This is a genomic window from Siminovitchia sp. FSL W7-1587 (assembly GCF_037963795.1).
Classification (GTDB): Bacteria; Bacillota; Bacilli; order Bacillales; family Bacillaceae_C; genus Siminovitchia; species Siminovitchia thermophila.
The window spans coordinates 2,606,236-2,619,223 of the sequence record NZ_CP150169.1 but is presented as its reverse complement, the minus strand read 5'-3'; the positions used below and the strand labels follow the sequence as shown (position 1 = coordinate 2,619,223).

9 protein-coding genes and 1 riboswitch are annotated in these 12,988 nt (G+C 42.4%); all 9 genes read right to left on the bottom strand.

Annotated features, from left to right (window positions below; translation table 11 throughout):
• Positions 1-158: 158 nt before the first annotated feature.
• On the bottom strand, positions 159-1,322 hold the full coding sequence (locus NST31_RS12300; RefSeq protein WP_339160873.1) for an MFS transporter: 1,164 nt from the start codon (positions 1,320-1,322) through the stop codon (positions 159-161).
• A 106-nt stretch (positions 1,323-1,428) separates the two neighbouring features.
• Positions 1,429-1,528, bottom strand: a riboswitch (purine riboswitch).
• An 814-nt stretch (positions 1,529-2,342) separates the two neighbouring features.
• Entirely contained in the window at positions 2,343-3,914 is a 1,572-nt protein-coding gene (locus NST31_RS12295; protein WP_339160871.1) for a bifunctional GNAT family N-acetyltransferase/carbon-nitrogen hydrolase family protein, read from the bottom strand.
• Between the two features lie 330 nt (positions 3,915-4,244).
• Positions 4,245-5,327, bottom strand: a complete 1,083-nt coding sequence (locus NST31_RS12290; RefSeq protein WP_205179512.1) for a C45 family peptidase — start codon at positions 5,325-5,327, stop codon at positions 4,245-4,247.
• A gap of 23 nt (positions 5,328-5,350) precedes the next feature.
• A complete protein-coding gene (locus NST31_RS12285) occupies positions 5,351-6,628 on the bottom strand; it encodes an FAD-binding oxidoreductase (protein ID WP_205179510.1) in 1,278 nt (425 codons plus the stop codon).
• A 39-nt stretch (positions 6,629-6,667) separates the two neighbouring features.
• A complete protein-coding gene (locus NST31_RS12280) occupies positions 6,668-7,714 on the bottom strand; it encodes a spermidine/putrescine ABC transporter substrate-binding protein (protein ID WP_205179508.1) in 1,047 nt (348 codons plus the stop codon).
• A gap of 51 nt (positions 7,715-7,765) precedes the next feature.
• On the bottom strand, positions 7,766-8,113 hold the full coding sequence (locus NST31_RS12275; RefSeq protein ID WP_205179506.1) for a hypothetical protein: 348 nt from the start codon (positions 8,111-8,113) through the stop codon (positions 7,766-7,768).
• Positions 8,114-8,121: 8 nt separating this feature from the next.
• Positions 8,122-9,567 (bottom strand): Na+/H+ antiporter NhaC, encoded by a 1,446-nt coding sequence (nhaC, locus tag NST31_RS12270; protein ID WP_339160864.1) that lies wholly within the window; start codon positions 9,565-9,567, stop codon positions 8,122-8,124.
• 377 nt (positions 9,568-9,944) lie between these two features.
• Positions 9,945-11,282, bottom strand: coding sequence for an APC family permease (locus NST31_RS12265; RefSeq protein WP_205179503.1), 1,338 nt, complete (start codon positions 11,280-11,282; stop codon positions 9,945-9,947).
• A 132-nt stretch (positions 11,283-11,414) separates the two neighbouring features.
• Positions 11,415-12,905 (bottom strand): aldehyde dehydrogenase family protein, encoded by a 1,491-nt coding sequence (locus tag NST31_RS12260; protein WP_213089051.1) that lies wholly within the window; start codon positions 12,903-12,905, stop codon positions 11,415-11,417.
• Positions 12,906-12,988: the final 83 nt, after the last annotated feature.

Below are 12,988 nucleotides of genomic sequence, written 5' to 3'. Positions count from 1 at the left end.
TGCTCGGGGACATGGCTACGATATATGATGACACATCCATGGTGAAGTATTTTCTATTACCAAACCATGGAAAACGGTGAATCTTTTACCTAACAGTACTTGTTTTTCGTTCAGAAAGACATTGTCGTTATGATAGCATCATTCATCAAGATGATATGTTACATTTCTGCATGATCGATACCGGAAGACCTAGCAAGAGAAAAAATGCCGCATATTAAAGCGATCACAACGACACCAGCCCCAACATGCGCTGTACTTATTAGCGAACTTGTACGCTCCAACACGACTCCGCCAATTGCCGACCCCAATGATATTCCAATTTGCAAAGCGGAGTTGTTAATGCTTTGATGAATATCGGAAGCATCAGGATCAATTTGAATGATGTAGTTCTGTTGTGGAGGAGCAAGACTCCAACTTAATGCGCCCCAAAGCATCATCGCCACCAAGAATAAAGGAAAAGAAAAAGTGGAGTATGGCAGTAAGAATAACACAATGGCAAAAGAACTAATGACTAGTAAAATACTTTTCTGAGATCCGATTCGATCAGCCAATGCTCCACCCAATGCGCCGCCGCATATGGCCGAAAGACCAAATAGCAAATAACAAATACTTATCCAATTTTGATTCAAATGGAATGCAGTTTCCAAAAATGGGGTGAAATAAGCATAAAGTGTATAATGCCCAGCCAGCATAAACATCGTTGCCAAGTGGGCGCTCGCAATTTTTATGTTTCCTAGCGACTTTATTTGTACGGATAGCGGCTGTACTCTTTCAGTAGGAATTCGCTCTAAAAATAAAGAGATGAAAACAATGGACATAAGGGAAAGAAAAGCGATGCCTAAAAATATAGTCCGCCATCCAAAGTGATCGGTAATGATAATACCTATAGGCACACCTAAAACAAGCGATGAGCTAATTCCCATATAAATAAAACCTAATGCTCTTGCTCTATGCGCCGGCTCGACAATCTTCGCCGTAATCGTTAACGAAAGGACAACAACTAAGGCGGTACTCATAGCTGTTATAACTCTCGCAACCATAACGAGCAAAAAATTAGGACTGAAATAAGTCATGACATTTCCGAGGAAAAATATAAACAATGCGATAAGGTACAATCGTTTCCGCTCAATTTTTGCCGTCAATGATAATAAAACAGGACCGGAAACGGCATAAATAAGCGCAAACACACTAATAAGCTGTCCCGCGGTACCAAGATTGACTTGCAGATCGTCTGCCATAACAGGTAAAATGCCGCCGACAATTAATTCGACCAGACCTACTCCAATCGTAGCCGCAGCAAGTATAAAAACTTTCAAATTCATTAAGGCCCCTCCCTACACTTTGCACACCACATTTATAAAACTCTTTTAAACGTTTGTTGAATCAATCTTAAGTGAACCCTTTTAAAACATAAAAAACCCCTGCCCACAAAATAAGATTGCTTTTTGTAGTCAGGAGGTTATGGTTCCTGGTAGAGACCCTCAAACCAGATTATTGAGGTTATACAAACTTGCGGTTATGAAAATTTCCATTTTAAACTCTACCACATCTATGGACTTTTTTTCAACCCTTCATTTTCTGTCTCTTCTCCCATTTCGTTCTCAACAGAATCATATCCGTTGGATGTGCAGGGGGAATGTACTGTATGGGTATGAGGCAGGACATCTGTTACATGTTTTCCTGTAAAAGCCGATCCCCGTGAATAATGGGACCCGCTTTATTCCTAAATAAACTCCTTTCGAGTACCCGACATTTCTATGAAAAAGTGAGCAGTACGATTCAGTTTCTTATTTCGCAAAAAAGCTTTTCAGAAGACAATGTTCTCAAAATACCGTCGTTATGCTATCCTTGAATCTGTTTCAGTGCACCTGAAATCTTTCAGTTATTCCAAAAAACGAAAATACTTTTATAAAATTGTATGTAAATATCATTTTACGCTATGTGAATTGATATATCCTTGAGATGTTACCTTTTGTAAACCGCTTATCCTTCCTGAGCGATGCCCTTATAACGGCATCCAGTTACCATTTAAAGAGAGGGGCTGTCCGAAAAGTAATATTGCCGCTTGAAAACAAAAAAACCAAAGCCAAGATTGCCGTAAAATCAACATTCTTGGGTTTTACATTTTAATGCATTTACTTTAAATTGGATTTTTTAGACAACCCCTCTCTAAAATAACTTTAATATCTACCATATTGCATCTTAAACTCTGGCTTATATTTCTTTCTTTATTGTTATAACCAAATAAGCTATTAAAACGATAAACAAAATCAAAATGATCGTTCCTATAAAAGTCAATAACGTCACCTACTTTCAGGTTTTATAGATGAAGCTGCGGCCAGTCACTCGCCTGGCCGTTCTGACTCATCATGAGGCGTGAGCGCATTCACTTTCGAGAACCCATATTGTCTCTTGTCTTTCAAAGGCGTTACTGAACCGGCTAGCCGAATTCTTCGCAGCGCTTCAAGGTCCACTTCACCGGTTACAAGTGCTTCCACATTCGAGCGGCCTTTTGCGATGACTCCATCCCCCGGAAAGGAAAAATCAATGGGAGAAAAGATTTCCGAATTTCCGTAACGGGAATCTGTCAGCGTGACATGGCTTAAATGTCCAACAGAACCTGATGTCACCACAAACACCTGATTTTCAACAGCTCTGGCACGGGCGCAATAGTGTATTCTTAAAAAGTCCTGCTCGTTTTCGGCAGTAAACGGGGTAAAAATAATCTGGGCACCTTTATCTACTGCCAGACGGGCTAACTCGGGAAACAGAATATCGTAACCGATCAAGATGGCTATTTTACCGCATTCGGTATCCAATACTTTCAATTCGGTCCCCGGCTGTATCCCAAACCACTTTTCTTCTTCTGAGGGAATATGCAGTTTATACTGCTTATCCATCGTTCCGTCTCTATTAAAAAGGAAAGCAACACTATACAGTTCGTTGTTTTCTTGGACATAGTGAGAGCCGGCAATAATGTTGATGCTATATGTTAAGGCTAAATCGGAAAATAGACTTATGAATTCATTTGTGTAAGAAGCCGCTTTTTGCGCTTGGCCGCTTGGAAATCTTTCCTCCAAAAAAGAGGCCAATTGCATGGTAACCGCTTCCGGAAATACAATAAAATCCGAGCGGAATTTAGAACTGTTGCGGACGTAATGTTCACATTGTGTGGCAAAATCAGAAAAAGAACTGATTTTCTTCATGTCGTGTTGAACGGTCGTGATGCGGACAGGTAAAGAATGTCGGTAGTCTTTGTCAGAGGATGGAACGTAGTCTTCATTGATCCATTCCATTAATGTGGCATTTTTAAGAGATGCTTCATCACCTGTTAAATAGTTGGGCAAGACTTTTTTAAACGTAAATCCATTCATTGTTTGGAATGTAATGACAGGATCGTAGATTTTTTTCTTAATGACTTCATGCACATATTGTTCCGGCGTCAATTCATGAGCATATTGATGATAATTGGGCATTCTGCCGCCAATTATGATGCCTTTCAAATTGAGACGGCGGCACAACTGACGACGCGCTTCATACAAGCGGCGTCCAATTTTCAGCTTCCGGTAATCGGGATGAACGACAACATCCAACCCGTATAAATGGCCGCCTTTCGGGTTGTGATTACGGATATATCCATCATCTGAAATATCATCAAAAGTATGTTCCTCGCCATACTCGGCAAAATTGACAATAACGCTTGAACACGCGCCCACAATCTTCCCACCATATTCGACACAAAACTGCCCTTCCGGGAATATTCGGATGTGACTTTCATAGTGTTCCGGTTCAAAAGCGACATCGGGAATGCCAAAGCTGAGGTTGGCTACTTTTACGACCTCCGGAATGTCTTTTTGACGAATATTTCTTATGACGATTTGTTTATGTTTTATAGAAGTGTCCGTCTCACTCATGGTGCTTCCCGCTTCCTTTCTTATTTTTCATGATTTTATTTACAAGATGGGGCTGGGACATAAGTTGAAAGCTGATTAAAATTCGTAAAAGTCGTGAGAATAAAACCCGTGAAATCAAGGTTTTTAAACTTGATTCCATGCGGTTTATTCATTTTTATAGGGTTCTGTCCCAGTCTCAGCAGTACCAAGTTCCAAATAGATTGGGTACCGGATTTTACTAATTGATATCTCTTTTCCCTTCTGATCAAATTTGGTGTTGATGGATTCAGGCCTGCAAAAATTGCATTCTAACGAATGGCACGTATCCACTATTGGATCATCAAGAGTCATTTATAGTTCCTCGTACTTTTCCGGTGTCGGATTGCCGATGCACAGCCATGTTCTCCGTTTCGATAAATTCATGATGATTGAAAATACGGTTTCGGTACGCCTATGCTCGGGCGCATTTTCGTTAGGAAAATGATTAATAGAATTCGGATAATTAAATTGATCGGAAAGCCATTCTTTAAAGCTCTCCTCATCAATTGCCCTTCCTTTCGCAAGGGCGGTGCGAATCAGTTGCTCAGCACGGTTTTTCCGGATAACAGAGTCGGTGTATTTAAATTCATTCAAATCCTTCAAGTTACGCAACAAGGAGGGCGAGCAAATATGGTTTGAATGAACAATGGCTCCGTCAGGGGCCCCCATCATGTCTATTCCAAACGTTGACACCTCGATATTGGCCGCCATCGAACCACGTCCGTTTTCTTGAATGGCAAGCAAAAAGTTGGCTGCAGAAGCCATTTGACCGTCCTTCACCTTGGCAATCGCTTCGTGATAAGAGAAAGAGTTGAGTACAGCTCGCAACCCAAGGTGAATCGGTACTTCATCCGATTTTTTATCAGTGATCAATGCATTGAGGCAAACAGCAAGCCCCGCTGAATTCCATCCTATTTTTCCAATGATGCCGCCTTCGGTTACCATTGTTATATCAGGTTTTCCTTTTTGTTTTATGCGAAGCAGCAACAGGCTCGCCTTTTGACTCCCTTTCCAATCCCAGTTTTGTCCAATAATCGTCTCATCTGAAGCGGGCGGAGTCACGGCAATGGACGTGCAGCCATCAGAAAAAATCTGATCCTTTCTGCCGGTAAGCGCGATTTCACTGCGAGCATTCAACGCCAGTATATCTTCAAAATCCACTCCGGCGCCCGCCGCCACCCCCTCCATTTCTTCGAGGAAGCCGGGATCGTAATCTTCAATCGCTTTTAGATGGACAAGCGCCCGCTCTCTCGCTTCTTTCCAACCGATACGATGGTATCCGTAAAACAATTTTTCATAAGTGCCCAAGCTGATTTGGATTTGTTCTTTCCCTTCACGCCCATGTTTTTCCCCTATTTCTCTTGGTGTTCCTTCTAAATCCAATTGTTTGATCATGACAGTCTTCCTTTCTCACACAATTATGAAATGTAATCCTTTATTTTAAAGTAATATTTCATAATGCCGAGACCTTTTGCATTATGGCTGTGAAAAGGAATCGGCTTTAAGTTTGAACGGTCCAAAGGGTTGTTTTTATCTCCTTCATTTACAATATTTGCAGCAACTATTTTCCCGAGTAAGGTGGACATGGCCGCTCCGTGTCCGGCATACCCGAAAGCAAAATGAGTACCGTCATCGAGTTGCCCGATGTAAGGTATTTTTTCAATCGTAAATCCTACTTTTCCGCTCCATGTATACTCCACTTTCGCGTCTTTTAATGCGGGAAATACCTCTGTCATTCCTTTTTGCAAATGAATAAACAGGCGTTTCGCATCACGTTTGCTCGTTGTGCGGCCGGAACCGCCAAAGACCATCCGGTGATCAGCCGATAAGCGATAATAATACAGCAAATTTTTCGTATCACAGGCCGCCCGATTATTGACAATCAGCCGCTTGCACAGCTCTTCCGGCAGCCTTTCTGTTGCCAGTACGATACTTTCTACGGGTACAATGGCCCTTTTGATCAGCTTATGCAGGTCTGTCGTATAGGCATTGACAAAAATACCAATGTGCTTCGCTTTGACAGAGCCATTGCGCGTTTTGACGACCACCTCGTCTTTTGACGGATGTTCTATTTTCATAGCCTCGGAGTTTTCATAAATGGTTCCGCCATATTTTTCCACAGCGTCCGCCAATCCAAGACAGTAATTTAACGGGTGGAAAATCGCGCTTTTATCGTCGATGTGTGCGCCATGGTAATAGGTTGACTCCATTTCCGTATGCATGTCTTCCTTTTCGATCACTTTTGTTTCAAAATGATATTCATCATACAAAAATTCCTGTTCTTTTTTTAGCGAATCCAAATGGGACGGCTTGTAAGCTGTCAACATATTGCCGTTTCTGAAAAAATCACATTGGATATTTTCTTTTTCTATAATATTTGCAATTACATCCACGCAATCCATCGACATTTGAAACATCTGTTTGGCAGTCTCTCTGCCATACTTTTTGGCAAGCGCGCTCATCGGCTCCACATAACCGATTAGTACTTCCCCGCCATTTCTTCCACTTGCGCCCCAGCCAACAGACTGAGCTTCCAATACGATCGTTTTTACATTTCTTTGCTGTAAATGATATGCGACGGAAAGCCCGGTAAAGCCGCCGCCGATAATGACAACATCACATGTTTTCTCTCCTTCCAGTGAAGGTCTTTTTGGATGTTTGTTTGCTGTCGCATGCCATAATGATAGATCACTCATGGTTCCACTCCTTCAACAGTATGAATCGATCATTTCATTTTATTGTTTTACTTCCGACCATGCCCTGTCATAGTATTGAATGGCTTGCCCCACATCTACTGCGTGGAGGCCCCTTTCATAGTCTTCATCGGATAACTCCAACTCTTTTCGGACATCTTCCGGCAATAATTCCAAGGCAGCTTTGTTCGGGTTATGGTACGGGTAGTCCATCGTGATTTCTTTGCTTATTTCCGGACGAAGTATGAAGTCAATGAATTTTTCCGCATTTTCTTTATTGGGGGCATCTTTGGGAATAACAAAGTTGTCTTGCCATAAGCTTAAGAAATCTTTGGGAATAACGGCTTTAATGCTCGGGTTTTCCCTCATGGCCAAAGCCGCTTCTGCTCCATACACGATACCCGCTTTTACTTCGCCACTGACGAGCAAGTTTTTCGGGCTGTCACTGTCAAATGCCTTTATATTTGGCATTAATTTTCTTAATTCCTCCCCGGCTTTCATGATTTCCTCTTCACTGGTGCTATTTGTGGAATATCCAAGCATTTCAAGCATGGCGCCAAGCATCGTACGCGGGTCATCCAATACGACAAGGCTGTCTTTTAACGACGGATCAAACAAGTCTTTATATTCATCAATCTCAATATCTACCAAATCTTCGTTATAGGCAATCACTTCCGTTCCCCACATATACGGAACCGAGTAATCGTCATTTGGGTCAAAATCCCACCCCAAAAACTTTTCATCAATGTTTTTTAAATTTGGAATATTTTCCTTATTTATCTTCTCCAGTTTTCCTTCATTGATTAATACTTCAATAAAATACGTGGATGGCACTGCCAAATCATAGGTGGCATTTCCGACATTTAATTTCGCTAACAGCTCTTCATTGGAAGAAATCGTGCTGTAGTTCACTTTAATCCCTGTTTCTTCTTCAAATTGCTGAATGAGGTTTTCAGGCAAATATTCGGACCAATTTAAAACATTGACGACATTCTCTTCTTTTCCCCCCGTACTTCCTCCCCCGCATCCAGTGGCAATAAACAACGCAAGTATAGCCACAATCATTAACATGCCAAGCTTTTTTCTCATCCAAAACCTGCCCCCTTTTAATGTTATTTGAAAATTTAACCAACGGGCCATTTACATATCAATGGCAAGCTCTTCCACATACGCGAGCACCATTCCTTTCAGGATTTCATCTCCTTCCTTCACCTCAACCGACAATAACTTTCCCCGATAGGACTTGATTAGTTCATATATACTGCCATCTGTTTTTTTGATTTGAAAAATGGTTGAACACCGCTGCAAGTCATCTTCTTGGTGAATCTGAATCTTTTTTAACATGCCTTCGCAGGGACTTACAATCATCTCTTCCATTTCCGTCTCTCCTATCGCTTTTTCTATTATACGTTTATCTAGCCGACTTTTCGTAATCGCTTTCATTTCTTCTTGTGCCAACATGCCGAAAAAGTCGCTTCTTTCCGGCATGATCGTTTTTAGCCTGCGGCATTTGCTTTACTTTTAAGAGCTTTCTTTGCTGCAACCTCATCTTTATATTCAATTTTGAATCCGATCATTCCATATAGGATGGCAATAAGCGGACTAAGCAAACATAAAATCGCAAATGGCAAATAACTCAATGTCGCGACTCCTAATGTCGTTGCCATAAAAGCGCCACACGTATTCCAAGGAACGAGCGGAGAAGTCATTGTTCCCGCATCTTCAAGTGTCCTCGATAAATTTTTGGATTTCAATCCCCTTTTCTCATATTCTGCTGCATACATGCGCCCCGGCACGATGATTGACAAGTATTGATCACATCCGACAATATTGGCGGAAATACATGTTGCGACAGTTGTCGCAATTAAACTTCCCGTTTTCTTCGCCAATTTTAGTAAACTATGAACAATTGTTTCGAATATCTTTGTTTTTTCAAGGACACCTCCGAAACACATCGCAATAATGATAAGTGAAACCGTATACAAAACAGATTCAATACCGCCGTTATTGAGAAGAGTGTCTACTACTTTGATATTCGTTTCAATAGAATAGCCGTAATACAAAATGCCGATGGCATCGCCTACAGGCACCTTTTGGACAACTATGGCACAAAATGTTCCGATCAGCGCGCCTATCGTCAATCCAGGCAAAGCAGGGATTTTCATGATCATCATAAAAATAATGAATACCGGTCCGAGCAATAACCACGGGGAAATCGTGAATATGTCCGCGAGTTGGGATTGAAGAAGACCAACCTCGGAAATCTTGGAACCCTTTCCGGCAAATTTCAAGCCCATAACCGCATAAATAATGAGTGAAATGACAAGAGCCGGTACAGTCGTATAAAGCATATGCCTAATATGTTCAAATAGCTCCGCTCCGACAATCCCCGGAGCCAAATTCGTTGTTTCGGATAACGGGGAAATTTTATCGCCAAAATATACACCTGAGATGACTGCTCCCGCGACCATTGCCGGATTCATTCCGAGACCGTGGCCGATTCCCATAATGGCGATTCCAATCGTCCCGGCGGCAGTCCAAGCATTGCCTGATGCAATGGATACAATACAGGAAATGGCGCAAGCGGCAACAAGAAAATAACCCGGAGCCAAAATATCAAGACCGTAATAAATCATCGTGGGAACAATACCGCCAGCAATCCATGACCCGATAATGGCTCCGATAACCATTAAGATCACAATAGCTTGAAGAGCCATTCTGACAGCATCAAGCATGCCATTTTCAATATCCTTCCACTTATAACCGAGCCCCAAAGCGACGATGGAAGCGACACCCGCACTAAGCAAAAGGGGAATATGCGGATCGGCCTCGTAAATAAATATCCCGACAAACAGGGCTATTATCATGAATGCAATGGGAATAAGCGCAACAAATAAAGTGGGTGTTTTTACTGTTGATTTTTCTTCATTATATGTCTTCATTTAGTAACCTCCTGATGGATAAAGCGCTATCATATTTGATTGCAATTTTTATGCCAAGCTTGTGAACGCTAATTAGCAACGTTTACATCAGCAAAATGAAGCTGTTGTATTCACCATTGCATAACCTTTTCTTTTTTGCATGATTTTTGGCAGACGCAACCGAAAATAAGCCTGAACCCCTATTTTGGACTCAGGCTTGATTTATAAAAAGCGCCACATTCAAAAAACCGTTTTATGCATCGGGCCGTTCATATACAACTTTACTCTACCTTTATATTGAAAGTTCCTTCACGAATACCTGTTCATTTTTTGCTTCCCGCTACTGTTCAGCTTTCCCCATTATCACCCAGCTATCATAGACAAGTCATGAGAGAGAACTAGGCTTCCAATTCATCAAAAGCAATCTGAGGAGGCTCCTTTTTAAAGAAATTCGTCGTAAACGCTAAGTAAATGGTTCCCAACAGCGCCCATATAAGGCCTGCTATAATGGAAAAGATATCAAGACTGATCCATAGGTAAACAACAAATGCCAAGCCGATGAGTGGAAAAAGAAGACTACTTACAGTAAAACCAAATGAACGAGGACCTTTGTGTTTGAAAAAAGAAATGATCACACAAAGGTTCACGAATGAAAACGCCGTAAACGCCCCGACATTGATCAGAGAAGTAGCCGCTTCTAAGCTAAGGAAAATGGCCGAAGTAGACAAAACTCCGATAAGCAGAATGTTAGCCACAGGAGAATTAAATTTCGGATGCAAGTATCCAAAAAAGCGCTTCGGAAGCACCCCGTCCCTTCCCATCGCATAAAGAAGTCTTGATGCACTAAGCTGTGCGGCTAAACCCGAAGCAAAGACAGAGAACAATGCTCCCGACAAGAAAAAGGACAAAAATAAATTTCCACCAATGATCACGGCAATTTCTGGGGAAGCTCCTTCAATATCCTTAAAAATGGAAACGTCAGGAAACAGAGACTGCATAAAATAAGTGACAGTGAAAAAGAAAACGCCGCCAATTCCAGCTACGAGAAGAATCGCTTTCGGAATGGTCTTTTTCGGATTTATTGTATCTTCCGACAAGGTTGTGATTGCATCAAACCCGATAAACGAGAGAGCCAATAATGCTGCCGCCCCAAATAATTCTGGCACCTCACCCCCGGAAGGGAAAATGTCACCGATCGGGATAAAACTCTCCGGCCCTTTCACGATTGAACGAATCGTAAGGTACGCAAAGATCACCCCAACCAACGCCTGGAAAATAACAAGAAGCATATTGACCGAAGCAGCAATTTTTACACCGAAAATATTTAAGAAGGTGATGATAGCGATCAGGCCAACAACCCAAAGCCAACCTGGAACTTCCGGAAATCCGGCTGATAAATAAATATCAGCAAGCAAAGCATTAATCATCGGAAGCGCTATATAGGCAATAAATGTGACCCAACCAACAATAACACCCAAATAAGGATTGATCACATTTCTCGTATACGTATAGACAGAGCCCGCGCTGGGAAATTGCCTGACAAGCTTTCCATAACTGAGCGCCGTGAACAAAATGGCAACAAATACAACGATATAGGCGGCTGGCACATGGCCGGAGGATATATCGGAAGCGATGCCGAATGTATCAAACACCGCCATTGGTGACATGTACGCAAGTCCTATGGCAACAACATGCATTAACTTTAGTTTTCTTTCAATTTGATTGGTTTGTTCCATACAAGTTTCATACCTCGCAAGTTTTATGTCTAGAGAAGGGCGACACGACGCGAATGCGTTTTCACGATGTGGGCAATTCCCCGCTTTTGGCACGGGAGTCTTGCCTGGCGAAAGTTGCCAGGCCAAATCCCGTTATTCTAAGTTAATCCACACACTTTTCACTTCTGTATAATTTTCTAGCGCATAAGAGCCCATTTCACGTCCAATACCAGACTGCTTATAACCTCCAAACGGAACGGCCGCGTTTGTAAGATTGTAGCAGTTGACCCAAACCGACCCTGCCTTTAATTTATCGGCTACAACGTGGGCATTTTTCAGGTTTTCCGTCCACAATCCCGCTCCAAGTCCGTAAGGGCTGTTATTCGCCCGTTCAATCACTTCATCAATTGTTTTATATGGCATACAAGCGACGACAGGCCCAAAAATTTCTTCCTGCGCAATTGTCATATGCTCTTCAACTTGAGAAAAAACAGTCGGGGCAACGAAATAGCCTTTATCGAATGTTTCTCCGCCGGCCAAAAGATTGGCCCCTTCTTCAATGCCTTTTTGAATATAAGAAGTGACGATGTCTTGCTGCCTTTTAGAAACAAGCGGACCCATTTCTGTATCTTCTGACAAACCATTTCCCAACTTTACATTTTTAGCATAATCGGCAAGCCTTGCCATGACCTCATCGTACATATGCTCAGGAATGTATGCTCTTGAACCGGCACAGCATACCTCCCCCTGATTGGCCATAATTCCGCTGAATACCCCAGGGATCGCTTTATCCAAATCGGCATCAGGCAAGATGATGTTCGGCGATTTGCCGCCAAGCTCAAGTGTTACACGCTTCATTGTGTTCGCGGCCTCTTTCATAATCGCCTTGCCAACACCGGTAGAGCCAGTGAAAGCAATCTTGTTCACCTTTGGATGCTTAACCAGCGCATCGCCTGCTGACTTTCCAAATCCAGGAACGATATTGATAACGCCCTTTGGAAATTCCGCTTCCTCAATAAGTTTGCCCAAATAAAGCGCCGATAGCGGCGTCTGTTCCGCCGGTTTCAAGATGATCGTACAACCCGTCGCAAGCGCCGGAGCAATTTTCCACAATGCCATCATAATCGGAAAATTCCACGGAATAATCTGGCCGACCACACCCACTGGCTCATGGCGGGTATAATTAAAAAATGATTTGGAAACCGGAATCGTTTGACCGGTCATTTTCGTCGCCCAGCCCGCAAAATACCTGAGCTGATCAATCGCTCCAGGCAAATCGGCGTTTCTCATCTCCTGAATCGGTTTACCATTATCCAATGTGTCCAACTGGGCGAGGATTTCAAAATCCCTTTCCATTAAATCAGCCAATTTATGCATCAATTTAGAACGATCCGATGCGCTGATTTTCGACCAGCTTCCTTCTTCGAATGCTTTTACAGCAGCCTCAACCGCTCTATCAATATCTTTTTCACGGGCTTCATGGACGTGAGCCAACACTTCCCCTGTTGCAGGGTTAATTGTTTCAAACGTTTGGCCATCCGCCGATTCATGCCAGCCGCCATCGATAAATAGTTTCTTCTTTTCTTCCTTTAAAAAATCTCTAACTTTTGGATGAAGTTTCAAAGTTTCACCAGTTTTCATCATTTTCATCCCCTCACTTGGAAAAAGTGGCTGGTTGGTCCAGCAATGATTCTAGTACATCGGTAGTCGAGCGCTTACGCTTTTCT

What these genes read in the sequence shown, in the direction of transcription:
- NST31_RS12260 (WP_213089051.1), bottom strand. Translation starts at nt 12,905, where the DNA reads ATGATGAAAACTGGTGAAACTTTGAAACTTCATCCAAAAGTTAGAGAT.
- NST31_RS12280 (WP_205179508.1), bottom strand. Translation starts at nt 7,714, where the DNA reads ATGAGAAAAAAGCTTGGCATGTTAATGATTGTGGCTATACTTGCGTTG.
- NST31_RS12265 (WP_205179503.1), bottom strand. Translation starts at nt 11,282, where the DNA reads ATGGAACAAACCAATCAAATTGAAAGAAAACTAAAGTTAATGCATGTT.
- NST31_RS12300 (WP_339160873.1), bottom strand. Translation starts at nt 1,322, where the DNA reads ATGAATTTGAAAGTTTTTATACTTGCTGCGGCTACGATTGGAGTAGGT.
- NST31_RS12275 (WP_205179506.1), bottom strand. Translation starts at nt 8,113, where the DNA reads ATGCCGGAAAGAAGCGACTTTTTCGGCATGTTGGCACAAGAAGAAATG.
- NST31_RS12285 (WP_205179510.1), bottom strand. Translation starts at nt 6,628, where the DNA reads ATGAGTGATCTATCATTATGGCATGCGACAGCAAACAAACATCCAAAA.
- NST31_RS12290 (WP_205179512.1), bottom strand. Translation starts at nt 5,327, where the DNA reads ATGATCAAACAATTGGATTTAGAAGGAACACCAAGAGAAATAGGGGAA.
- NST31_RS12295 (WP_339160871.1), bottom strand. Translation starts at nt 3,914, where the DNA reads ATGAGTGAGACGGACACTTCTATAAAACATAAACAAATCGTCATAAGA.
- nhaC (WP_339160864.1), bottom strand. Translation starts at nt 9,567, where the DNA reads ATGAAGACATATAATGAAGAAAAATCAACAGTAAAAACACCCACTTTA.